This window comes from Methylobacterium sp. J-077, assembly GCF_022829365.1.
GTDB lineage: Bacteria > Pseudomonadota > Alphaproteobacteria > Rhizobiales > Beijerinckiaceae > Methylobacterium.
Map to the genome: position 1 here is coordinate 28846 of NZ_JAKSYJ010000210.1, position 22987 is coordinate 51832.

At 69.8% G+C, this 22987-nt stretch carries 24 protein-coding genes; 10 read left to right on the top strand and 14 right to left on the bottom strand.

The features are described from left to right. Positions 1–142: 142 nt before the first annotated feature. The 3 genes from MKL11_RS25240 (at position 143) to MKL11_RS25250 (ending at position 3846) form a co-directional block, all read left to right on the top strand. Positions 143–1444, top strand: a complete 1302-nt coding sequence (locus tag MKL11_RS25240; protein ID WP_243948307.1) for a YeaH/YhbH family protein — start codon at positions 143–145, stop codon at positions 1442–1444. Between the two features lie 267 nt (positions 1445–1711). Then, complete coding sequence (locus MKL11_RS25245) at positions 1712–3283, top strand: SpoVR family protein (protein ID WP_243948309.1); 1572 nt, start codon at positions 1712–1714, stop codon at positions 3281–3283. A gap of 125 nt (positions 3284–3408) precedes the next feature. Continuing rightward, positions 3409–3846, top strand: coding sequence for a PaaI family thioesterase (locus MKL11_RS25250; protein WP_243948311.1), 438 nt, complete (start codon positions 3409–3411; stop codon positions 3844–3846). Here MKL11_RS25250 and MKL11_RS25255 read toward each other — a convergent pair. From MKL11_RS25255 to glyA, 5 genes are all read right to left on the bottom strand, one after another. Next, on the bottom strand, positions 3843–4469 hold the full coding sequence (locus tag MKL11_RS25255) for a riboflavin synthase (RefSeq protein ID WP_243948313.1): 627 nt from the start codon (positions 4467–4469) through the stop codon (positions 3843–3845). The genes MKL11_RS25250 and MKL11_RS25255 overlap by 4 nt on opposite strands. 4 nt (positions 4470–4473) lie before the next feature. Continuing rightward, positions 4474–5580 (bottom strand): bifunctional diaminohydroxyphosphoribosylaminopyrimidine deaminase/5-amino-6-(5-phosphoribosylamino)uracil reductase RibD, encoded by a 1107-nt coding sequence (ribD, locus tag MKL11_RS25260; protein WP_243948315.1) that lies wholly within the window; start codon positions 5578–5580, stop codon positions 4474–4476. Continuing rightward, positions 5577–6113: a transcriptional regulator NrdR gene (nrdR, locus tag MKL11_RS25265; protein ID WP_243948317.1), complete on the bottom strand. Its 537-nt coding sequence runs from the start codon at positions 6111–6113 to the stop codon at positions 5577–5579. Before nrdR ends, ribD begins: the two co-directional genes overlap by 4 nt. Positions 6114–6213: 100 nt before the next feature. Further along, positions 6214–6909 (bottom strand): aspartate/glutamate racemase family protein, encoded by a 696-nt coding sequence (locus tag MKL11_RS25270; RefSeq protein WP_243948319.1) that lies wholly within the window; start codon positions 6907–6909, stop codon positions 6214–6216. 117 nt (positions 6910–7026) lie between these two features. Further along, positions 7027–8331, bottom strand: a complete 1305-nt coding sequence (gene glyA, locus MKL11_RS25275) for a serine hydroxymethyltransferase (protein WP_243948321.1) — start codon at positions 8329–8331, stop codon at positions 7027–7029. A 285-nt stretch (positions 8332–8616) separates the two neighbouring features. Here glyA and MKL11_RS25280 point away from each other — a divergent pair, with 285 nt between their 5' ends. After that, positions 8617–9225 (top strand): hypothetical protein, encoded by a 609-nt coding sequence (locus MKL11_RS25280; protein WP_243948324.1) that lies wholly within the window; start codon positions 8617–8619, stop codon positions 9223–9225. Then, positions 9222–9671: a hypothetical protein gene (locus tag MKL11_RS25285; RefSeq protein WP_243948326.1), complete on the top strand. Its 450-nt coding sequence runs from the start codon at positions 9222–9224 to the stop codon at positions 9669–9671. Before MKL11_RS25280 ends, MKL11_RS25285 begins: the two co-directional genes overlap by 4 nt. Before the next feature lie 28 nt (positions 9672–9699). On the opposite strand, the gene MKL11_RS25290 is transcribed toward MKL11_RS25285, so the two are convergent. The 4 genes from MKL11_RS25290 to MKL11_RS25305 all read right to left on the bottom strand — a co-directional run bounded on the left by MKL11_RS25290 (position 9700) and on the right by MKL11_RS25305 (position 14397). Next, entirely contained in the window at positions 9700–10011 is a 312-nt protein-coding gene (locus tag MKL11_RS25290; RefSeq protein ID WP_243948328.1) for a cupin domain-containing protein, read from the bottom strand. 75 nt (positions 10012–10086) lie between these two features. Next, positions 10087–10830: a DUF937 domain-containing protein gene (locus MKL11_RS25295; RefSeq protein ID WP_243948330.1), complete on the bottom strand. Its 744-nt coding sequence runs from the start codon at positions 10828–10830 to the stop codon at positions 10087–10089. A 145-nt stretch (positions 10831–10975) separates the two neighbouring features. Then, the gene (locus tag MKL11_RS25300; RefSeq protein WP_243948332.1) at positions 10976–12412 is read right to left on the bottom strand and encodes an MATE family efflux transporter; all 1437 of its coding nucleotides are present in this window, start codon (positions 12410–12412) and stop codon (positions 10976–10978) included. Positions 12413–12420: 8 nt separating this feature from the next. Then, the gene (locus tag MKL11_RS25305; RefSeq protein WP_243948335.1) at positions 12421–14397 is read right to left on the bottom strand and encodes a monovalent cation:proton antiporter-2 (CPA2) family protein; all 1977 of its coding nucleotides are present in this window, start codon (positions 14395–14397) and stop codon (positions 12421–12423) included. A gap of 243 nt (positions 14398–14640) precedes the next feature. On the opposite strand from MKL11_RS25305, the gene MKL11_RS25310 reads away from it, so the two are divergent. The 3 genes from MKL11_RS25310 (at position 14641) to MKL11_RS25320 (ending at position 15928) form a co-directional block, all read left to right on the top strand. Continuing rightward, complete coding sequence (locus MKL11_RS25310; RefSeq protein WP_243948337.1) at positions 14641–14886, top strand: type II toxin-antitoxin system ParD family antitoxin; 246 nt, start codon at positions 14641–14643, stop codon at positions 14884–14886. 440 nt (positions 14887–15326) lie between these two features. Then, a complete protein-coding gene (locus MKL11_RS25315) occupies positions 15327–15542 on the top strand; it encodes a DUF6516 family protein (RefSeq protein ID WP_313900785.1) in 216 nt (71 codons plus the stop codon). Continuing rightward, on the top strand, positions 15539–15928 hold the full coding sequence (locus MKL11_RS25320; protein WP_243948339.1) for a hypothetical protein: 390 nt from the start codon (positions 15539–15541) through the stop codon (positions 15926–15928). The genes MKL11_RS25315 and MKL11_RS25320 overlap by 4 nt, the downstream gene beginning before the upstream one ends. Positions 15929–15979: 51 nt before the next feature. Here the strand turns inward: MKL11_RS25320 and MKL11_RS25325 are convergent, their stop codons facing one another. Continuing rightward, positions 15980–17587 carry a formyl transferase gene (locus MKL11_RS25325; protein ID WP_243948349.1) on the bottom strand — a complete coding sequence of 536 codons (1608 nt, stop codon included), beginning with the start codon at positions 17585–17587 and terminating at the stop codon, positions 15980–15982. A gap of 361 nt (positions 17588–17948) precedes the next feature. On the opposite strand from MKL11_RS25325, the gene MKL11_RS25330 reads away from it, so the two are divergent. Continuing rightward, entirely contained in the window at positions 17949–18245 is a 297-nt protein-coding gene (locus MKL11_RS25330) for a hypothetical protein (RefSeq protein WP_243948341.1), read from the top strand. A 48-nt stretch (positions 18246–18293) separates the two neighbouring features. On the opposite strand, the gene MKL11_RS25335 is transcribed toward MKL11_RS25330, so the two are convergent. Beyond that, positions 18294–18782 (bottom strand): RT0821/Lpp0805 family surface protein, encoded by a 489-nt coding sequence (locus tag MKL11_RS25335; protein WP_409565912.1) that lies wholly within the window; start codon positions 18780–18782, stop codon positions 18294–18296. A 93-nt stretch (positions 18783–18875) separates the two neighbouring features. Between MKL11_RS25335 and pdxH the strand changes: the two genes are divergently transcribed. Next, on the top strand, positions 18876–19505 hold the full coding sequence (gene pdxH, locus MKL11_RS25340; protein WP_243948343.1) for a pyridoxamine 5'-phosphate oxidase: 630 nt from the start codon (positions 18876–18878) through the stop codon (positions 19503–19505). 195 nt (positions 19506–19700) lie between these two features. Here the strand turns inward: pdxH and MKL11_RS25345 are convergent, their stop codons facing one another. The 3 genes from MKL11_RS25345 to MKL11_RS25355 all read right to left on the bottom strand — a co-directional run bounded on the left by MKL11_RS25345 (position 19701) and on the right by MKL11_RS25355 (position 22679). After that, positions 19701–20390 (bottom strand): 50S ribosomal protein L25/general stress protein Ctc, encoded by a 690-nt coding sequence (locus MKL11_RS25345; RefSeq protein WP_243948344.1) that lies wholly within the window; start codon positions 20388–20390, stop codon positions 19701–19703. Positions 20391–20851: 461 nt separating this feature from the next. Then, the gene (locus tag MKL11_RS25350) at positions 20852–21745 is read right to left on the bottom strand and encodes an ABC transporter permease (protein WP_243948345.1); all 894 of its coding nucleotides are present in this window, start codon (positions 21743–21745) and stop codon (positions 20852–20854) included. 1 nt (position 21746) lies between these two features. After that, entirely contained in the window at positions 21747–22679 is a 933-nt protein-coding gene (locus MKL11_RS25355) for an ABC transporter permease (protein ID WP_243948346.1), read from the bottom strand. Positions 22680–22987 lie beyond the last annotated feature (308 nt).

Below are 22987 nucleotides of genomic sequence, written 5' to 3' on the forward strand. Positions count from 1 at the left end.
TTCCGCTTTTCCAAACACATCATGCGAGAGCGGCGCGTTAGACCAGACTGTGCGAAAGAGGGAAGCCTCTTTCGGAAGGCAGCATGGTATAACGAGAGGCTAGAACCGGCCGGAGCACGCGGGACGAGGGTTTTCGCAGCGGATGCACATCGTCGACCGACGCCTGAATCCGGGGGGCAAGAGCCTCCCCAACCGGCAGCGCTTCCTGCGGCGCGTGAAGGATGTCGCCCAGCACGCCGTGCGCGAATCCGCCCGCGAGAAAGACATCAAGGATCTCGGCAAGGACGGCCGGGTGACCGTGCCCGCCGACGGCGTGCGCGAGCCCCGGTTCTCCCGCCAGCCCGGCACCGGCCTGCAGGACCACATCCTGCCGGGCAACAAGACCTACGTGGAGGGCGACACGATCGAGCGGCCGCCGGGTGGCGGCGGCGGGCGCGGTTCCGGCGAGGGCGGGGAGGGGGGCGAGAACAGCGAGGACGCGTTCCGGTTCGTGCTCACCCGCGAGGAATTCTTGGAGCTGTTTCTGGAGGATCTGGAGCTTCCGGATCTGGCCAAGCGGCGCCTGGCGGTGGTCGAGACGGAAGGGATGCGCCGGGCCGGCTACACGGTGACCGGCTCTCCGGCTAACCTCGCGCTCACCCGGACCCTGCGCAACTCGATGTCCCGGCGGATCGCCCTCAAGCGTCCGAAGCCCGAGGAGGTCGCGGCTTTGGAGGCTCAGCTCGCCGAGATGCGCGAATCGGATCCCGGCCGGCCGGACCTGGAACTCTCGCTGCTGAAACTGCGCGAGCGCGCCAAGCGCATCCCCTATGTCGACCCGATCGACCTGCGCTTCCGCCGGTTCGAGCCCTATCCGCGGCCGATCGCCCAGGCCGTGATGTTCTGCCTGATGGACGTGTCCGGCTCGATGACCGAGCACATGAAGGACCTCGCCAAGCGGTTCTACATCCTGCTGCACATCTTCCTGACCCGCCGCTACCGGCACGTCGAGATCGTGTTCATCCGCCACACCGACCGGGCCACCGAGGTGGACGAGGAGACCTTCTTCGGCTCCCGGGAGACCGGCGGCACGCTGGTCTCCTCGGCGCTCGTGGAGATGAAGCGGGTCATCGCCGAGCGCTACGACCCCAACGACTGGAACATCTACGCCGCCCAGGCGTCCGACGGCGACAACGTCTCCTCCGACGGGCCGACCTCGACGGAGCTGCTGCGGTCGCACATCCTGCCGGCCTGCCAGCACTTCGCCTATCTGGAGGTCGGCGACGAGAACGGCCCCCGGGCCGGGTTCGTGGAGCACCGCACCACCCTGTGGCGGACCTACGAGGCCATCGCCAAGGCCGGCGGCCCGATCGCCATGCGCAAGGTCAACCACCGGCGGGAGATCTACCCGGTGTTCCGCGAGCTGTTCGGCCGCAAGGATGCGCGGGCCGAGGCGGAGGCGTGAGGTGGGACGGGCGGGCATGACCCTGGTCGGTTCGTCCGAACCGCGACGCACCCCCTCTCCCGTGCAGGAGAGGGTTGGGGTGAGGGACCAGGACGTTCCGGACTGGTCGAATCCCTCACCCGGCTCTCTGCGAGAGCAGACCTCTCCCGCACGGGAGAGGGGACCTGTGCCTCACCTCGATGCGAGTGGAGCCGATCGCCTCCGCGGGGGGAGGGACCACCCGTCCCGCGCCGGTGCGGGGCAGGGTCCGAAGACACGGGAGGCGGCATGACGCGCGTCAAGGCACGGACGCCCCAGACCATTTCCGGCGGCCCAAAGCCCCTGTTCACCGGCAACGACTGGGATTTCGACACGATCCGGCGCATCCACGACGCCTGCGAGGCCATTGCCGGGCCGGAACTCGGGCTGTCCTGGTATCCGAACCAGATCGAGATCATCACGGCCGAGCAGATGCTCGACGCCTACGCGTCGATCGGCATGCCGCTGTTCTACAAGCACTGGTCGTTCGGCAAGCACTTCGCCCAGCACGAGGCCGGCTACCGGCGCGGCCTGATGGGGCTCGCCTACGAGATCGTCATCAACTCGGACCCGTGCATCTCCTACGTGATGGAGGAGAACACGGCGACGATGCAGACCCTGGTGATCGCGCACGCCGCCTTCGGCCACAACCACTTCTTCAAGAACAACTATCTGTTCCGGCAATGGACCGATGCCGAGGGCATCCTCGACTATCTGGATTTCGCCAAGGGCTTCATCACCCGCTGCGAGGAGCGCTACGGCCATCAGGCGGTGGAGCAGGTGCTCGACGCCGCCCACGCGCTGATGAGCCAGGGCGTCCACCGCTACCCGCGCAAGAAGCGGCCGGACCTCGCCTCCGAGCAGCGGCGCGAGCGCGAGCGGGTCGAGCACGGCGAGCAGATCTATAACGACCTGTGGCGGACCCTGCCGCAGAAGGTCGGCGCGGTGCGACCGGACCTGGCCGCCGAGCGGCGCAAGGCCCTGCTCGAACTGCCGCAGGAGAACATCCTCTACTTCCTGGAGAAGGTCGCGCCGCGGCTGCGCCCCTGGCAGCGGGAGATCCTGCGGATCGTCCGGCTGGTGGCGCAGTATTTCTACCCGCAGCGCCAGACCAAGGTGATGAACGAGGGCTGTGCGACGTACAGCCACTACCGGATCATGAATGCGCTCTCCGAGAAGGGGCAGATCACCGAGGCCGCCTATCTCGAATTCCTGCAATCCCACACCAACGTCATCCGGCAGCCGAACTACGACGACCGCTCCTATGGCGGCCACAACCCCTACGCGATCGGCTTCGCGATGATGCAGGACATCGCCCGGATCGTGGAGCAGCCCACGCCTGAGGACCGCGAATGGTTCCCCGACATCGCCGGCACCGGCGACGCTATGGCGGTGCTGCGCGATTGCTGGGCGAATTACCGGGACGAGAGCTTCATCCAGCAGTTCCTGTCGCCCAAGCTGATGCGCGACCTGCGCCTGTTCCACGTGGTCGACGATCCCGAGGAGCCGGAATTGCGCGTCGAGGCGATCCACGACGAGCGCGGCTACCGCAAGATGCGTCGCTCCTTCGCCCGCCAGTACGACGTCGCCTGGCTCGACCCGGATATCGAGGTGGTGGATGTCGACCTCGAAGGCGACCGCCGCCTGATCCTGCACCACAAGGCGATCAACAAGATCACCCTGCAGAAGGAGGATGCCAAGCGGGTGCTCCAGCACCTCGCCGACCTCTGGGGCTACGACGTGGTGCTCAAGGAGGTCGAGCCGGCCACCGGCACGGTGCTGGGCGAGATCGGCGCCAGCGCGCGGCCGATCTTTTTCTGAGGGATCTTTCGAGACTGACGCGAGGATCTCGGGAGGCTGTTGTCCCACCCTCCACCTCAGGATGAGGTGGGGGATTGGATCAGCCGCGGATTGCCCCATCCCCCCAACCCATGCTGCAACCAGGCATGCGCGCCCCGATCCTCACCCTCGCCGAAACCAGAGACTTCCTCGACCGGGAATTCCCGCAGATGCAGGCCGGGGGCCGGGCCTTCCATCTGGAGGCGGTGGGGCCGCTCTCGGCGCGGATGCGGATGGAGGGGCAGGAACGCTTCCTGCGGCCCGGGGGCACGGTGTCGGGGCCGGCCATGATGGCGCTGGCGGATTACGTGCTCTACGCCGCGATCCTGGCCCAGATCGGCCCGGTCGCCCTGGCGGTGACCACGAGCCTGACCTTCAACTTCCTGCGCAAGCCCGCCCCGGGCGACCTGCTGGCGGAATGCCGCCTGCTCAAGCTCGGGCGGCGCCTGGCGGTGGGCGAGGTCGGGATCACCGCCCCGGGCCGCGACGACCTCGTCTGCCACGCCACCGGCACCTACGCGATCCCGCCCGAGCGCGGCGGTTAGGCCCCCGGCCGCGCCTCGGTGAGCCGGGCGGCGTAGCGGGCGATCAGGTCGACCTCCAGGTTCAGCCCGTCGCCGGCGCGCCGCTCGCCCCAGGTGGTGACCTGGAGGGTGTGGGGGATCAGCAGCACCGAGAAGACGTCGCCGTCGACGCTGTTGACCGTCAGCGAGGTGCCGTCGAGGCAGACCGAGCCCTTCTCGGCGATGAACCGCGCCAGGCCGGCGGGGGCGCGCAGCGTGAAGCGGTCGCTCGGCCCCCAGGCGCCGGCTGTGACGCTCTCCCGCTCCACGATCTCGGCGACGCCGTCGACATGGCCGGTGACGAGATGGCCGCCGAGCTCGTCGCCGATCTTCAGGGACCGTTCCAGGTTGATGCGCGCGCCCGCCGCCCAGCGGCCCACCGTGGTGCGGGCCAGGGTCTCGGCGGCGGCGTCCACGGCGAAGACGCAGCCGCCCTCGGCCGGCTCCACCGCGACCGCCGTCAGGCACGGGCCCGAGCACGCGATCGAGGCGCCGAGCGCGATCGTGGCCGGGTCGTAGGAGGCGCGGATCGCGATCCGGCGCAGGTCGCCCGCGCCCGCGATCGAGACGATGGTGCCGACATCGCTGACCAGACCGGTGAACATTTTTCTACGGTATCCTCTCGTAGGTGGCGGCCTCGTCGGAGCCGAGCTGCAGCCGCTCGGCCAGCCTGAAGCTTTCGCTCGCCAGAGCGCCGGTCAAATCCGGGCCCAGCGCCTTCAGGCCGCCCGCCGGGCCGAGCTCCATCGGTCCGGTGACCAGCGTGCAGGCCTCGATCAGATCGGCCCGCGCCAGGGCATCGGCAAGGCGCGGGCCGCCCTCGGTGCACAGCCGCGTCAAACCGCGCTCCCCGAGATGCGCCAGCGCGTTCGGCAGCTCGACGCGCCCGGCGACGTCCGCCGGCAGGATGGCGATCTCGACGCCGAGCGCCTCCAGGGCCCGGCGGGCATGGGCCGGGGCGGAGCGGGTGGTGAGCACCAGCGTGGCGGTGTCCCGGGCGGTGCGGGCCAGCACGCTGGCGGGCGAGAGCATCAGGTGCGAATCGAGCACGATCCGCAGGGGCGAGCGGGCGCCCAGGCCCGGCAGCCGCACGGTCAGGGACGGGTCGTCGGCCCGGGCGGTGCCGATGCCGATCAGGATCGCGTCGGCATGCGCCCGCCAGAGATGCACCGCCCCGTCGGCCACCGGGCCGGTGATCCGCAGGCGCTCCGGCCCGGCGCCCGCGCAGAAGCCGTCGCGCGTGCGGGCGAGCTTGAGATGCACGGCCGGCCGGCCGCGGGTCACCCGGGTGATGTGGCCGACATGGTCGCGGGAAGCCGCCTCGCGCATCAGGCCGGTCTCGACCGCGACGCCGCCGGCCCGCAGCAGCGCGTGGCCGCGCCCGGCCACCCGCGAATCCGGATCCTCCACGGCGCTGACCACCCGGGCGATCCCGGCGGCCAGGATCGCGTCGGTGCAGGGCGGCGTGCGGCCGTGATGCGAGCACGGCTCCAGGGTGACGTAGAGGGTCGCGCCTCGTGCCGCCGCCCCGGCCTCGGCGAGCGCCAGGGGCTCGCCGTGCGGCCGGCCCCCGGGCGCCGTCGCCCCGGTCCCGAGGATCCGGCCGGTGCCGGGCTCGACCACGACCGCGCCCACGGACGGGTTCGGCCAGGTGGTGCCGAGCCCGCGCCGGCCGAGCGCCAGGGCGAGGCGCATGAAGCTGGCATCGTCGCTCATGGGCGGGCGGCCCGGCGGCGGGGCGGGGCGTCGGGCTCGGGCTCCTCGGGCGGGGAGTCCGGTTCGGCCCCCACGGCGAGCAGGCCGTCGCCCAGGGTGCCGAGCAGGTCCTCGAAATCCTTGGCTTCCCGAAAGTTCTTGTAGACCGAGGCGAAGCGCACGTAGGCGACGTCGTCGAGACCTTTCAGCCCGGCCATCACCAGCTCGCCGATCGCCTCGGAGGTCACCTCCGGCTCGCCGGCGCTCTCCAGTTGCCGCGTGATGCCGCTGACCAGGCGCTCGATCCGCTCCGGGTCGACGGCGCGCTTGCGCAGGGCGACGTCGATCGAGCGCTGGAGCTTGTCCCGGTCGAACGGCACGCGCTTGCCCGAGCGCTTGAGCACCACGACCTCGCGCAGCTGCACCCGCTCGAAGGTGGTGAAGCGGCCGGCGCAATCCGGGCAGACCCGGCGGCGCCGGATCGCGGCGCCGTCCTCGGAGGGCCGCGAATCCTTCACCTGCGTCTCGGAGCCGCCGCAATAGGGACACCGCATGGGATCTGAGCCGCCTCGCCTCAGGGTCTCGCGGACCCGCAATCGGCTATCTGCCCCAGCCGCCTGCGGATTGCCAGGATACGGGCACGCGCTCCGACTGTCAGGACGCAACCGCCCGGGCGAGGGCCGCGCGGGCGAGCAGCCGTGTCGAGTCCAGGGTCGGCAGCGACGCGTTGCCGTCATGGATGATCAGGGGGATTTCGGTGCAGCCGAGCACGACGGCGTCGCAGCTTTCCTCGTCCTTCAGGCGTGAAATGACCGTCTGGAACCGTGCGACGCTCGCCGGCTCGAAGATCCCGTTGACCAGCTCGGAGATGATGATCGTGCCGAGCTGTTCCCGCTCGTGCGGTTGCGGGATCACGCAGGCGATGCCGTATCGGCGCACAGCCGTCGGGTATACGTCGCTCTCCACGAGCCAGCGGGTTCCGGTCAGGCCGACCCGGCGGAAGCCGCGGGCCGAGGCTTCCTCCGCGACCACCTCGGCGATGTGCAGCCAGGGCAGGGGCGAGCGCGGACGGACGCGATCCATCGCCTGGTGGATGGTGTTGTCCGGACAGATCAGGAAATCGGCCCCCGCCGCCTGAAGCTTGGCCGCCGAGGACAGCATCAGCTCGCCGACCCCCGCCAGATCGCCGCGATCGAGGCAATCGACATAGGCGGCCAGGGGATGCGTATGCATCGACACCTCCGGGTGTCCATGCGGGCCCAGATGCGCCGCGCCTTCGACGCAGATCGTCCGGTAGCAGAGCGCCGCACCTTCGGCGGAGCAGCCCACGATCCCGATATGCTTTGGCACGGCGTCGCGTCCCGGAGAGAGCCTCGGCGCCGACAGAACGACGCCCGCGGATCCGAAGACCCGCGGGCGTTTATTCCTCTCCCAGGACCCGGGCGCAATACGCCGGGCCGGCAGGCCTCAGCCGTAGATCGGGAACCGGCCGGTCAGCGCGTGGACGCGGCTCTTCACCGAAGCCTCGACCTCCGGATCGCCGGCCTCGCCCTTGGCCACCATCCCGTCCAGCACCTCGACGATGAAGCCGCCGATCTGCTTGAACTCGGCGACGCCGAAGCCGCGCGAGGTGCCGGCCGGGGTGCCGAGCCGGATGCCCGAGGTGATCGTCGGCTTCTGGGTGTCGAACGGCACGCCGTTCTTGTTGCAGGTGATGTCGGCCCGGGACAGGGCGGCCTCGGCGGCCTTGCCGGTGAGGCCCTTCCGCTGCAGGTCGACCAGCATCAGGTGGTTGTCGGTGCCGCCCGAGGTGATGTCGTAGCCCCCCGACATCAGGGTGTCGGCGAGCGCCTTGGCGTTCTCCACCACCTGGCGGGCGTAGATCTTGAACTCGGGCTTGAGCGCCTCGCCGAAGGCCACGGCCTTGCCGGCGATCACATGCATCAGCGGGCCGCCCTGGAGGCCGGGGAAGATCGCCGAGTTGAACTTCTTGGCCAGCGCCTCGTCGTTGGTGAGGATCATGCCGCCGCGCGGGCCGCGGAGCGTCTTGTGGGTCGTGGTGGTGACCACGTGGGCGTGCGGGAACGGCGACGGATGCACGCCGGCGGCGATCAGCCCGGCGAAGTGGGCGGCGTCGACCATGAAGTAGGCGCCGACGGAATCGGCGATCTCGCGGAACTTGGCGAAGTCCCAATGGCGCGGGTAGCCGGAGCCGCCGGCAATGATCACCTTGGGCTTGTGCTCCTCCGCGAGCGCGGCGACCTGCTCCATGTCGATGCGCTGGTCATCGCGGCGCACCGTGTAGGAGACCGGCTTGAACCACTTGCCCGAGACGTTGGGCGGGGCGCCGTGGGTCAGGTGGCCGCCGGCCGCGAGGTCGAGGCCCAGGAAGGTGTCGCCGGGCTGCATCAGGGCCAGGAACACGCCCTGGTTGGCCTGCGAGCCCGAGTTCGGCTGCACGTTGGCGAAGCCGCAATCGAACAGGCGCTTGGCGCGCTCGATGGCGAGGTTCTCGGCGATGTCCACGAACTGGCAGCCGCCGTAGTAGCGCCGGCCCGGATAGCCTTCGGCGTACTTGTTGGTCAGCACCGAGCCCTGCGCCTCCAGCACGGCGCGGGAGACGATGTTCTCCGAGGCGATCAGCTCGATCTCGTGCTGCTGGCGGCCGAGTTCCTTCGACACCGCCTCGGCGATCTCGGGATCGGCCTCGGTCAGCGGGGCGGCGAAGAAGCTGTTCGAGAAGTGCTTGTCGGCGGCGGTACCGGCGCTCATGGTCTGCCTCTGTTCTGATAGGGGCGGGGCCCGGCCTTTCGTCGGCGTGCACGGGCGGGCATTCGAGCGGGATTCCTACACGGGCCGGCCCGTGCCGCCAAGCACAGGCAATTTGGACGGGCGCAAAGAATTATTTGCCGCAGGGGCGCACCGATCCGATGGTGTGCGGTCGCCTTTCCGTAAGGCGACCAAATCGCTCGACTCAAGGAAATAAATCATAGAATAAAACATGAACAAAGTTCAGCGAGTCGCGTCGCCATGTCGAGTGATGATCGAGATTGGGGCTTGGATTATCGCATCGCTGGCCTTCGGCTCAGCCTTGCGTTCGTTGCGCTGGGTATTCTCGAAATAAAAGCTGGCTTCAGGCAGGATCAACCGAGAGGCGATAAAGGCCGATGGTCCGGCGGCGGCGGATCGATCATTGTCACGCAAAAAGACAAGACTGGCGATCCACGGATCGATGCAAAAACAGACCAGATTCTCGATGTTTTGAAAGAAGTTATCGAAAGTAACGATCCCGGGCAGGGACCTCTTTATGACATCGAGATCCACACCAAGGCTGCTGCACGCATGCGAGAGCTCGATCTTCCTGGCATCGGGAAGCATGGCGTAGAACAGAGCTTCAGTGCCGGTGATACGGTGCGTTACGGATTTGATGGGAGCGTCCGGACAGATTTCATATACCGCAATGGCAGAACCAGCGCCGCTCCCATCCGAGCGATCTGGGATCTCAAGACTGGCCGAGCGAGACTGACGCCAAAACGGGTTCGCGAATTGAGAGATGCCGTTGGTGTGGACGACAGCGTTCCCGTCATCGAACTTCATATCGATCGCGGCATCACAGTAAAAAATCACATTTTTTATAACTTTCTCATTGGGGTTGCGCGCGCATGACCATGGAAGCCTACGCCTTATGCCAGCGACCCATTTCCAGCATCCTGGAATGGCAGGCAGCCATCGATGCAATAGGATTCGATCTGACGCTGAAATCCGATCAGGTCCCGCCAGCCGTGTCCGGTCACTTCCCTGCCAGATGGCAGGGGCGTGAGGCTGGCTTCGAGTGCTCGGTCATTCCGTTCTCCGACGTGGCGGAGACCTACCCCGAAACAGATTTCGGAGGACCATGGGCGTGCGTGTACGCCTTCTATTTCGCGACGTTCCCGGCCTGCGCGGGGACCTGGATCGCGATTGCCGCCGCCCTAAGGCTGTCGACGGGCGTCGCCTTCGACCCGCAAGAGGACAAGCTGCTGACCGCCGAGGCCGCAATCCGCTACGCTCATGAGGCAGTGGCCAGCATCGCGAGGCTCGAGGCGCAGTTCGGCAGAAACACGTCCCTCTGAGTCCGGATCGGGCACATGTCGCCCGCGTTCAGGAGACGAAATTCGTCTCGACCAGCACCGTCTCGGTCTCAAACGCGGCGGCATGCCATGTCCCGGGCGGGAAGTGGAACACGCTGCCGGCGGAGAACGGCTTGCGGCCCTGCTCGGTCTCGAGGAACCCCGAGCCGGAGATCACCTGCACGAACTGCTCGTGCGCGTGGCTGTGGCGCCCGGCTGAGGCACCCGCCGGGACCACGACCCGCACGAGGCTCGCCCCGGTGCCCGGGATCGTGCGCTTGGCGACGCCGTTGCCGGCCACACTCTCTTCGCGGCTGTCCCAGGCGGTCAGGTGATCGGTCATCGCGCTGTCTCCTTCGCCGCAGGAGATGCGTCCCGGCTGCGCCGGGTCAACGGCCGTGGCCCCCTGGACCGTGCGTCAACCGGTCCCGCCCTCGGGCCCCCGGCCGCGCCGGGGTTTCGCCGGGCTCGGCTCGGGCTTCGGCGGGGTTTCCGCCTCGGGTTTTCCCGAGGACGGCCAGAAGGTCTCGAACAGCTCCTGCATCGCCCGGATGTTGTTGCCCTGGACCTCGGCGCCGGTGCGCAGCATCTGCTCGATCATGGCGGAGCCGGCCTCGCCGGCTGTCTCGCCCGCGGATTTCGGGATGGGCTTCGGCGGCGGGGCCGGGGCCGCGGTGGCGCCGGGCATGAACGCCTTGGCCATCTCGCCCCAGGCCGGGCCGAACGGGAACGCCACGGGGGCCGCCGCCGCCGGCCGCGCCTGCGCGGGCTCGGCCTGCGGCTGGTTGAGCATGACGTGGACGATGCTCGCCACCACGGCGCCCGCCATCATCGGCAGCATCTGGCGCAGCACCTGCGCGCCGACGCCGCTGCTGGCCGAGGCCTGGCGCAGCACCGCCTGCATCAACTGGGCCGAGCCGAACATCTGGGTCAGGGCTTCCAGGCCCTGGGGCGCGGCGGTGCGGGCGGCCTCCGGCATGCCGAACATCCGGGCGAAGGCACTCGGGTCGAGGCCGGTGCCGCGCTGGAGCCCGAGGGTCAGGGCCGGCATCAAGGCCTCGAAGGCGCGGGCGGTCTGCTCGGGGGTGAGGCCGAATTGCTGGGCCATCGCCTGGATCCCGGCCTCGCCCTGGGCCTGGAACATCTCGAGCGGGTTGAACATGACGCCTCGTCCCTGTCCCGGTCGGACCGGCCGGGACGGGCCATCGTGACCGGTTGCGCGGCGAAATACCAGTTCCCGCGAGAGGAACTTGTGCTCAGCCGGGTCCGGCCCGGCGATCGGACGGGTATTGCGGACCGCGCCCGGTTCAGCTCACCGGCCCGGGATGGGGCTGCCCGGCGGGCAGGGGCGCGCCGCGCTGGGATGGCGCGCGGGCGCCCTCCGGCTCGCGCAGGCGCCGGCCCCGTGCTTCCAGCCGGTCGACGGTGCGGCGGGCGAGCAGGATGCCCATGAGGCCGAACACCAGGGAACCGAGGCCCATCCCGGCGATCACGCCGCGCGGCCCGTAGAGCGCAGCGCCGAGCATCGCGGGCGGCACGGTGCCCAGCGTCGCCCGGCCCCAGTTCAGCAGGGTCGAGCGGATCGGGAAGCCGAGGTTGTTGAAGGCGGCGTTGCCGAGGAACAGGAGCCCGTTGAAGAACCAGATCGCGCCGCCGGCCAGGCAGAAGAACCCGAACAGGTCGCGCGCCACGCCGTGCAGCCCGAACAGGGATGCCAGGGGCTCGCGGGCGAGCGCCAGGACGAGCCAGACCACGGCCACGTAGGCCAAGGTCACCCGGACCGCCTCGCGCAGCACCCCGCGCATCCGGTCGAACCGGCCCGCGCCCCAGTTCTGCGCCAGGATCGGGCCGATCGCCCCCGACAGGGCGAACAGGCCCCCGAAGGCCACCGGCGTCAGCCGGTCGATCACCGCGGCGGACGCCACCGCGTCGGCCCCGTAGTCGGCAAAGAGGCGGGCCAGGAAGGCGCTCGCGACCGAGGGCGCGAGGTTGGTCAGCACCGCCGGTCCCGCCACCGACGCCAGCAGGGGCGCATCCGCGACCATGTCGGCGACCCGCGGCAGGCCGAGCAGCCCGTGCCGGGCGACCCCGCGCAGGCCCACCGCCACGAAGGTCGCCCGCGCCACGCAGACCGTGATCGCCGCGCCCTCGACGCCGAGGCCGGCGCCGAAGATCAGCAGCGGGTCGAGGAACGCGGTGACGACGGCGCCGGCGAGCGTGACCATCATGGCCTGTCGCGCCTCGCCGACCGCCCGCAGCAGGCCGGTGAACAGCATGCCGGCCGCAAGCAGGAGGTTCGACGGCAGGGTGATGTGCAGGAACAGCTCGGCCACCCGCAGCGTCTCGCCGCTGGCGCCGATCAGGCTCAGCAACCGCTCCGACAGGGCGAAGATCAGCAGCGCGATGAGCGCGGCGGCGAGGCTCGCCAGCCCCAGCGCCGAGCTCGACAGCCGCCGCGCCCCCGCCCGGTCGCCCGCGCCGACCGCCTTGCCGACCAGCGCGCCGGCGGCGATCATCAGGCCGATATTCACCGCCGTGGCGAAGAACTGCACGATCGCCGCGAAGCCGATCGCCGCCGTGAGCTTCGGGTCGCCGAGCTTCGAGACGTAGAACAGCGACAGCAGGTCGACCACGAAGATCGCCATCAGCCCCACCGAGCCGGTGGCGGCCATCACGACCACGTGCCGGAGGATCGAGCCGCTGACGAACCGGCCCGCCTCGGCCGGGGGCAAGCCGTCAGGCATCGGGACCGTCACGCATCCCGGGCGCTGCCTTCCGATTCCAGCTCGGGCTCCGGCTCGATCTCGCCCTCGGCCGCGTCGGGCTCCTGCGGGGCGAGGGCGGGCTTGTCCAGGAGCCGCTCGGCCGCCTCGCGCCGGTCGCTGCCGATCAGGTCGCGGGTCTCGGTGCTGAGCGCCCGGGCCGGCCGGACCGGCTCGGTCAGCGGTTCGGGCTTCAGCCCCGCCGCGGCGCCGCGCATCCAGCCGGCGCCCTCCGGCAGGGCGCCGGCCTGCTGCAGCACCAGGCGGGCGATGTCGCGCTTGCGCACGTCCTCGGCCCGGGCCGCGGCCACCTCCGGCGACAGGCCGAGCCCCTCCAGGGCCGCCCGCCCGAAGGCCAGGGCCGATTCCGCGGTCTCGCGGATCTGGTAATCGACGTCCCGGTTCATCAGCTCGACGGCGTGCAGGCGATCATAGGCGCGCACGAAGGTGCGGACGCTGGAGAATTCCTCGTGCACGATGTCGACGATCTTGAGCGCCCCGGCGCGGTCGTCCACGCAGATGCAGACCAGCTCGACCCGGCCGATCCCGGCGGCGCGGAGCACGTCGAGCCGTGTGCCGTCGCCGTAATAGATCCGGAAGCCGAAGCGCGAGGCCGCGCGCAGCTGCTCCACGTCCTTGTCGATCACGGTGACCGGGATGCCCTCGGCCAGCAGCACCTGGGTCAGGACCTGCCCGAACCGGCCGAAGCCGATCACCAGCACCCTTGCCTCGCCGCTCTCGGCGAGCTCCGCGGAGGGCTCCGACACGTCGACCTGCTCGCGGGCGGTGCGGCGCTCGATCAGCTTGTCGAGGCCCTTGGCGGCGATCGGGCCGATCAGCATGGTGAGCGCGGCCAGCGCCACCGCGAAGCGCGTCGCCGTGGGACCGGTGAGCCCGAGATCCTCCGCCTGGGGCAGCAGCACGAAGGCGAACTCGCCCGCCGGCGCCAGCACGGCCGCGCCGCGGAGCGCCCCGAGGGTGTCGGAGCCGAACAGCCGGAACAGGCCGGCGACCAGCGCGACCTTGAGCAGGATCGCCCCCAGTGTCGCCCCGAACAGCGCCGGCCAGACCTCCCGGACCAGGCCGCCGTCGATCGACATGCCGACGCTCATGAAGAACAGGCCGAGCAGCATGCCGCGGAACGGCTCGATCTCGGCCTCGAGCTGGTGGCGGAAGTTCGACTCGGCGAGCAGGATGCCGGCCAGGAACGCGCCCATCGCCATCGACAGGCCGACCTGCTCCATCAGCAGGGCGGTGCCGAGCACCACCAGGAGCGCCGCCGCGGTCAGCACCTCGCGGGCGCCGCTGGCCGCCAGCAGCCGGAAGAACGGGTTGAGGCCGTAGCGGCCGACCAGCACCACGGCCAGGATCGCCGCCACCGCCTTGCCGGTGGAGATCGCCGCCGCCCCGAGCCAGGGGCCGCCGGTGCCGCCGCCCGCCGTGGCCAGCAGCGGCATCAGCGCCAGGATGCCGACCACCGACAGGTCCTGGAACAGCAGCACCGCGAAGGCCCGGCCCCCGTAGGCGCTGCCGAGGTCGCCCCGCTCCTCCAGGAGCTGCAGCGCCACCGCGGTGGCCGACAGGGCGAGCGCGATGCCGATCACCGCGGCCGCCCCGAGGCTGAGCCCGGCGGCCAGCCCGACGCCCCCCAGGACCAGCGCGCAGGCGACCAGCTGCGCCGCGCCGAGGCCGAAGATGTCCCGCCGCATCGAGACGAGCTGCGACAGGTGCAATTCCAGCCCGACGATGAACAGCAGCAGCACCACGCCGATCTCGGCGACGCTCGCGGCGGTCTCGGGTTCGGCGATCAGCGACAGGCCGGACGGGCCGATCAGCACGCCGGCCACGAGGTAGCCGAGCACGGCGCTCTGACCGATCAGCCGGAACACAGGCACGCCGATCACCGCGGCCGCCAGGAAGGTCAGGACCGGCGGCAGGAAGCTCGCATGTTCGACGGGGCTCGCCATGCAGATCTTCTCGGCGGATGGCTTCGGGGTCTTGGGCTCCGGCTTAGCGTGCGCGGCGCCGCGATGCGAGATGCGCGAGGGTGCCGTTCGGCACAAGCGGGTTTTCGGGCCGATGGCGATTCAAGCCCGGACGGGGGCGCAATAGCATCATGAAAGTCGCAGACGGATCGGTCCGTTCAGCCCTCCGGTGGATCTACGTGCCGTGTACCAAAATATGGTAGATCCTGGTATCGGGAGGCCGGCATGGCAAAGAACACATCCATCTCGCTCGGGGACCATTTCGCCGGGTTCATCGATCGCCAGGTCAACGACGGGCGCTACGGATCGGCCAGTGAGGTCGTCCGCGCAGGTCTGCGCCTGCTCGAAGAGCACGAGGTGAAGGCCGCCGCGCTTCGAGCCGCCCTGATCGCCGGGGAACAGTCCGGTCCCGCGGAGGAGCTGGACAGTCCCGCGTTCCTTCAGGAGATGCGGACCAAATATGGCCGCTAGCCCCCGCGCCCGGTTCACCCCCCTCGCGCGTGCCGACCTGGACGAGATCTGACGCTACACGTTCGGCCAGTGATCACCGGACCGGGCCGATCGCTACTGTCATGTTCTACCGGCAGACGGGTGCCGGGATCGATGTCATCCGCGTCCTTCATCGGCGCATGGACGTTTCGTCCCGCCTATCCTGAGCGGATTGATCGCGACCAGCTGGATTTTCGACCTTCGTCAGTCGAGGGCGCGCATGGCGTTCAGCGGCTGTACCCGGCCGGTCGCGCCGCATGCCTACCAGCAAGCACCGACTCGCTTGAGCCTGTGGCATTGATGCCATATGTCAAATGGGTCATATGACAGGCGAGCCATTGAGTCGTGGCGGGCGCGACCTCCTATTTCGACGAGAAGCTCGTCTATCCGGACGGTGCGATCCTCCAGATCGGATATGGCAGGTGCCGCGACCGGTACGGGGCTCAACGCACGGCTTCAAATATTCGCTGTTCTATGGACGACCCGGCCTCCGGATCGTCGCCTACGACAACGAGGCCGGAAAGGGCGATCACGTCCACCGCCTCGACGACGAGACGGCTTACACGTTCGTATCCGTCGAACGGCTCGTCGCCGATTTTCTGGCCGAAGTCTCTCTCCTACGCGGAGGCGCATCATGACGGATGAAGTCAAAATCGTTATCGGCGGCTCGGCCGAGGATATGGGCCGCCGCTTCATCGAGCGCTGGAAGCAGGCGGAAGCGGGTGATCTGACGCCGGCGGAGCCCGTCCTGATCTTCAAGGATCTGAAGACCTTCAAAAGCGTCATATCGGATCAGCGCGTGGCTCTGCTGGAAGCGTTGTTCAAATCCGGCAGTGCGCGGTCGATCCGTGCGCTGGCGAAAAGCTTGGATCGGGATTACCGCCGCGTCCACGACGATGTCCGGACCCTGATCGATGCGGGCCTGATCAGGCAGGAGGACATGACGCTCTGGCCGGCTGTGAAGGAAGTTCGGCTCTCGCTCAGCTTTGCGCCCAGCGACGGTGCCGATCGCAAGGTCTCGTGACACGGTGATGCCCTGAAGGCACCTCGTCACCGGGCCGCCGTTCGCGTCGGATCACCCCAGCAGCCGCGACCGGGCCCGGCGCGAGCCGTCGATGAACTCGAAGCCGCCGGCCGCGCTCAGCATGTGCAGGCGCGAGCCGGGCCAGGCCGCCCCGGGGCCGAGGCGGGTCTCGACCCGCTGCTCGTAGCCCTCCGCGTCGAGCCGCAGGATCCGGGCGAGGCCGAGCGCCGCGCCGTAGCCCCGGCGGCAATCCTGCACGGGGCGGATCAAGGCGCCGTCGCGGGCCACGATCGGGCCGGCCGCCCGGGCCGAGCCGACATCGATCAGGACCGGGTTGCGCGGGTGCGGCGTCCAGGGGCCGCGGAAATGCGGCGCGTGCCAGAGGTGGAGGGTGTCGGAATAGCTGCCCCCGCCGGCCCGGACCGTGGCGAACATCCACCAGCCCCCATCGTGGCGCAGCAGCGTGGCATCGCCCGCCACCACGTCATCGACCAGCACCGCCTCGTGCACCCACCCCCCCGGGAAGGCAGTCGCCCGATAGAGGTCGATCGTGCCCGAGGCGTGGGATTCCGGGATCATCCAGACCGCCCCGTCCGCCTCGAACACGAACGGGTAGGAGAGGTGGGTGGCCAGTTCCAGCACCGGCTCCGGGCGGCCGCGCGGGCCCGCGGCATCGAAGCCGAGGGCGGAGATCACGCCCTTGCCGCGGCGATAGTCGAACTCCTCGACGAACAGGGTGACAGACCCGCCATGCGCGATCGCGAACGGGTCGGCGTAGAAGCGCCGCCCGTCGTCGGGCAGGTCGGTCCAGCCGCCCGCGGGATGGCGGCGCAGGTCGATCAGGTCGGGGCCGACCACCCGTCGCCAGCCGACCCGCCATTGCGGGCTGTGGAAGCAGAGCGCGTAGAGCCGGCGGGCGATCTGCCGGGCCAGCCCGCTCACGGCGCGCCGGCTGACGCCGAGGCCGCCGAGGTCGAAGCGCGACCCCGGCTGCAGCGGCGCCTCGGACCCGTCCGGGAGGCGCGGTGAGGCGGCGCCGTCGAGGGCGGCGGCGATCAGCGTGATGATCCGGGCGAGGTAATCCTCGAAGGCGACCAGCATCACCGTGTGCGATTCCGCACCGAGGCGCCCGACCGCAACCGGGACGCCGTCCGGACCCCGCAGCGCCGCCAGGGGCGCGCGCCCGGCGAACAGGGCGGCGAGCAGCCCGGCCTCGCCCGGCATCCCGTCGAAATCGAGCCGCCAGATCGGCGGACCCGTGTCGGCCGGATCGGCCGGCGCGCCCGACAGGTCGAGGACGAGGTCGGCTTCGTCCGCCTGGGCGTCCGCGCCGTAGGCGGCCAGCGCCACCGGCTCGGCCGCCGTGGCCAGGCCCGGCCGGGGCAGGCCGTGGATCGCCGCCTCCAGGCGGAACAGCAACTCGGCGTTGGGCGGCAAGCCGTGCGCGCCCGCGACCCACGCGACTTGGAGGTGCCGCTCCGCCCGCTGTCCGAGCTGGTCGAGCAGGCGGATGTGCCAGCCGCGCAGGGTCCGGCGGTCGAGCCGCACGGTGATCCGCAGCGCGACCGGGCGCGGCGCGATCGCCCGGGGTTCCGGCCAGACAGGCCCGCGGCTGCCCCCGGCGGTAGGCCGGTCGACGCCTCCGATCGCCCGCTCCATCAGGCGCACGGGCCCGGATATCGGATTCCGGGCGCTCCGAGCGGCGTGTCGAATCCCGTAACGCCGCTCACCGAATCCGGACCCTGGAAGAAGCGCGAAGACAATCGTCGATACGGGTGTCGCACGATCGAATGCTATCGCTCTATGGCACGATCAAACAAGTCTGGCTGCAGCTCGACCGTTCCAAGTGATCGATCCGGAGCGGACTCTGTTGATAGACAAAACGATCCGCGTTTCACGCGGCCCGATAACCCGCCGTTACGCCGTCGTGATACCATGCCACGTGGCAATCCCGGCGCGGCATGGGAACTCGCGGATCGGCTTGGCGGTTCGCCTGTGGAATGTGATGCGGAGACACGACATGACACGCAAGACACTGGCGATGCCGCTGGCCGCAGCGCTGCTCATCGGCCTCCCGAGCGCGGCCTTCGCCTTCGGCGGCGGCGGTGGCGGCGGTGACAGCGGCAGCGGGCTCTCGCCCTACGCGGCGCTGAGCGGCAACGACCGCTCCGCCGGGGTCAACAACGGCAATTACCGCGATCCGGCCCTCGACCCGTATATCCGGGCCTACGATCCCGAGGCCGCCGCCCGCGCCGCGGCGCCGCCGGCCGCCCAGCCGCGCCTGCGCATGCGGCCTTATTACGGCTACCCGTACTGAGAGACCGCCCGTGCCGCGGGGCCCCGGATCGGGGCCCCGGCGAGCGGATCAGGACCGCTCCGGTCCGGCAGCCCGGACCCGCTTGAGCGTCCAGTGGCCGCCGGACGGCTTGCAGCCGGTGCCGCGCACGAAGCGGCTGCTGCCCGGGCCGATCACCGAGGCCAGGAAGTTGCGGCAGATCAGGTCGTCGGCGACGTAAGGCAGGCCAGTCGGGTTGACCGCGCCGTGCAGCCCGGTCTCGGGGTTGTCCCACTTCACCGGACGGCCGTTGCCCTGCGGATCGAGGGCGACCGACAAGGCCGCGCGGGCGCGCCGCCAATCCTCCTCGCCGAGGTCGTTGCCGAAGCTCGACGGCCGCTTCTCGATGCTGCCGGTGACGACGGGCTCCTCGGCCACCGGGGGCGCGGCCGCGGGCTCGCCGCGGAAGACGAGCAGCGGCTGGCTGCAGCCGCACAGGAGCACCGCCAGCGACGCGGCTGTCATCGCCACAGGGAGGCGCAACCGCCGGCTCGGCTCTTTACACGCGCATCGCCGCATTACACCTGACTCACGACGGGCTATCCGCTCGACCGAACATGCCGATGTCGGTGGCCCCCTCAGGCCCTGGACGCGGCAGGCAGGAGTCTTGCCGTGGATCAGTTAAGGACCGATGACCCGAGATCCCCGACCGGGGATTTCACCCTGAGCGACGATCCGGTCGCGCTGTTTTCCGCCTGGATGCGGGAGGCGGAGGCCGCCGAGCCCGAGGATCCGAACGCGATGGCGCTGGCCACCGCGGATGCGAACGGGCTGCCCGACGTGCGCATGGTCCTGCTGAAGGGCTTCGACGCGAACGGCTTCGTGTTCTACACCAACGTCCAGTCGGCCAAGGGCGAGGAACTGGCCCAGAACCCGCAGGCCGCCCTGGTGCTGCACTGGAAGAGCCTGCGCCGGCAGGTCCGCGCCCGGGGGCCGGTCTCGGCGGTGACGCCGGCGGAGGCCGACGCCTATTTCGAGAGTCGCCGCCGGGAGAGCCGGCTCGGCGCCATCGCCAGCCAGCAATCCCGCCCGCTCGCCGACCGCGCCACGCTGATGGCCACGGTGACGGAGCTCGCCGCCCGCTACGAGGACGGCCCGATCCCCCGGCCGGAGCATTGGACCGGCTTCCGCATCGCCCCGGTGGCGCTGGAATTCTGGCAGAACGGCGATTACCGCCTGCACGACCGGGTCCGCTTCACCCGCACCGGCGACGGCTGGAGCCGGTCGCGGCTGTATCCGTAGGTAAGTCCCGGTTTCAAAAGGTCGAGACCTTTTGCGGGTGCAGGGCAGAGCCCTGCGAACCTCGTGGGCTCCGCCCCCGAACCCCGCCAGAGGGCTGAGCCCTTTGGGAACCCATGAACTCGGTGGTGAGCCCCTGAAACGAAGAGAGCCCCGGCGGGACCGGGGCTCTCGACGATGCGCGGGTTGCGACGAGGCTCAGGCCTCCTCGCCGTCCTTCTTCTCGTCGTCCTCGGCGGCGGCCTCTTCGGCCTTCTCCTCGGCGGCCTCGGCGGACTGCGCCTCGGCGATCGCGGCCTCCTCGGCCTCGACCTCGGCGCCGAGCACGGTCGGCGGCACGATGTTGGCCACCGGATCGGTCGGCTCGCCGGTATGGGTGCCGGCCGGGATCTTGACGTCGGAGACGTGGATCACGTCGCCGATCTGGCGGCCGGTCAGGTCGACCTCGATCGCGTCCGGGATCTGGTCCGGGGCGACGTCGAGGGTCAGGGTGTGGGCGACGATGTTGAGGGTGCCGCCGAGCTTCTTGATGCCGGGGGCGTCGTCCTCGTTGATGAAGTGCACCGGCACCTCGACGGTCACGGTCTGGCCGGAGACGACGCGCAGGAAATCGACATGCAGCGGCACGCCGCTGACCGGGTCGAGCTGGAAGTCGCGCGGGATCGCCCGGACGGTCTTGCCGCCGGCCTTGATCTCGAACAGCGTGGTCTTGAACCCGCCGGCGTAGATCAGGGTGCGGGCGCGGACGAGGTCGATGGCGATGGATTGCGGCGGCTGGCCGCCTCCGTACACGACGGCGGGAACTTGACCCTGGCGACGAACGGCCCGGGCGGCCCCCTTGCCGACCCGGTCGCGTGCCACGGCCTCAAGCGTCTTGACTGCGCTCATGGCGTGATCCTTCAGATGATGGCTGGATACCGGAAAACGAAAAAGCCGCCCGACGCGGACGGCTGTGACCTTCCCGGTGCGCCCCTGCCTCCAAGGGTGTCGGAGGGCGCGCCGTGCGCATACACGGATGGGGGCGGATTGGCAATGTCCGGGTAGGGCCTCACAGTGCTGCGACGGCTCTCTGCTTCGGTATATCGGCGAATCGCTTGGCTACGCACTGCACACCGTCATTGCGAGCGCAGCGAAGCAACCCAGGGCAGCGCGCGATCGCAGAACGTGGCGCCAGACTAGGTTGCTTCGCTGCGCTCGCAATGACGATGAGGCTCGATGCCGACCAGCACCGTATCGAGGCGGCGTGAACGAGGCTCACGAGCAAGCCCGTTACCGTCACTCTCGATGATTCTTGCCGATTAGGTGTTCGCCGAGCTGTGCTCCTAGGCTTCTAGTTCAATTCAAAAACTCTACGGCCGCAGCCCCGCCAGCGCCCGCCGCGCCCGGCGCTTCTGCAGCCACACGGTCAGGCTGAGTGCGGTGCCGATCACCAGGGCGGAGAACGCCGTCGTGGTGGTGCCGAGCGCGTAGATCTCGGGCGTCGTCACCGTGGTGGTCAGGCCCTGGAGCTCCAGCGGCAGGGTGTTGCGGCCGCCGATCGCCTGGCTGGTGCGGGCGAGCTCGTCGAAGGACAGGGTGAAGCCGAACAGGGCGACGCCGACCAGGGCCGGGGCCAGGATCGGCACCACCACGTGCCGGAGCGTCTGCGCCCCTGTGGCGCCGAGGTCGCGGGCGGCCTCCTCGTAGGCGGGGCTGAACCGGTTGAACACCGCGAACATGATCAGCAGCCCGAACGGCAGCGTCCAGGTGAGATGCGCCCCCAGCGCCGACGTGAAGAGGCCCATGTAGGTGCCGTGATCCTGCAGGAATCCCCAGCCGGTGGCCTCCGCCAGCGCCTTGACCGCATCGTCGAGGAGCCGGAATTCCAGCCCGATCCCGAGCGAGACCACGATCGACGGGACGATCAGGCTCGACACCGCCAGGGCGAAGACCAGGCCGGCGCCAACGAACCCCTTGCGGAAGGCGAGGCCGGCATAGAACGCGAGGGCGACGGTGAGCGCCATCACCACCAGCCCGAGCATCAGCGAGCGCCGCAGCGCCGCCCAGATGTCGACGACGCCGACCCCCTCCCACAGCTTGGCGAACCAGTGGGTCGAGACCCCGTTCATCGGGAAGGTCAGGCCGCCGGACGGGCCCTGGAAGCTGAGCGCCAGGATCGTCAGCGTCGGCCCGTAGAGGAACAGGACGTAGAGGGAGAAAATCCCGGCGAGCCCGTAGAAGGCGAAGCCGCGGGAGCGATCCATCCTACAGCTCCCTGCGCAGGTCGATCATCCGGGTGAGCCCCAGGATCATCAGCAGCACCGCGGCGAGCAGCACCACCGCGTTGGCGGCCGCCGCCGGGAATTGCAGGTAGGACATCTGCACCTGGATCACCTTGCCGACGCTGGCGATCTGCTGCCCGCCCATCACGCCGACCGTGACGAAGTCGCCCATCACCAGGGTGACCACGAAGATCGACCCGATGGCGATGCCGGGCTTGGCCAGCGGCAGCACCACGTTCCGGAGGGTCTGGAACCCCGAGGCGCCGCAATCGCGCGCCGCCTCGATCAGCGACCGGTCGATGCGGGCCAGGCTGTTGAAGATCGGCACGATCATGAACACCGTGTCGAGGTGCACGAAGGCCAGCACCACCGCGAAGTCGGAATAGAGCAGGCCCTCGATCGGCGCATTGATCAGCCCGAGGCTGCGGAGCGTGTCGTTGACCAGGCCGTTGCGGCCGAGCAGCGGGATCCACGAGATCATGCGGATCACGTTCGAGGTCCAGAACGGGATCGTGCACAGCAGGAACAGCCCCATCCGCACCGTGTCCGAGCGGATATGGAAGGCCAGGAAGTAGGCGATGGCAAAGCCCAGCGGCAGGGTGATCGCCAGGGTGAGGGCCACGAATTTCAGCGTCGAGAGATAGGTGCGTACGGTCGTGCACAGGTCGGCGGACAGGCAGCCGTCGAACACGTCGGCGTAGTTCTGCAGGGTCAGCGCCGGGGTGATCGCGTACTCGTTATACTCCCAGAACGACACGATGCCGGTGAGCAGCAGCGGCACCACCAGGAAGACCAGGAACACCAGGGCCAGCGGGGCGGCCTGGAGATAGGCGAGGCTCGGACGCCGGCGCCGGGGGGCGGCGGCGAGCGGCGCGGCAACGGTTTCGGCGGTGTGGGGGAGGGCGAGGTCGTTCACCGGATCGCCCTCGACGGCGCAGCGGCATCCCTCCCCCCTCTGCGGGGGAGGGTGGCCCGCGAAGCGGGTCGGGAGAGGGGAGCTCCGCTTCCGGAGAGGCTGCGCCGGGCGACACATCCGCCGACGTCGCGCTGCCCCTCTCCCGACCCCTGCTGACGCAGGGGCCACCCTCCCCCGCAGAGGGGGGAGGGTGCCGGCTCTCGGGCTTGCCCGAGAGCCGGGGCGGAAAAGCGTGACGGCACGGCGCTCACGCGGCGATGAACTCGTTCCACTTGCGCACCATGTAGGTGTTCTCGTCCATCACGGCG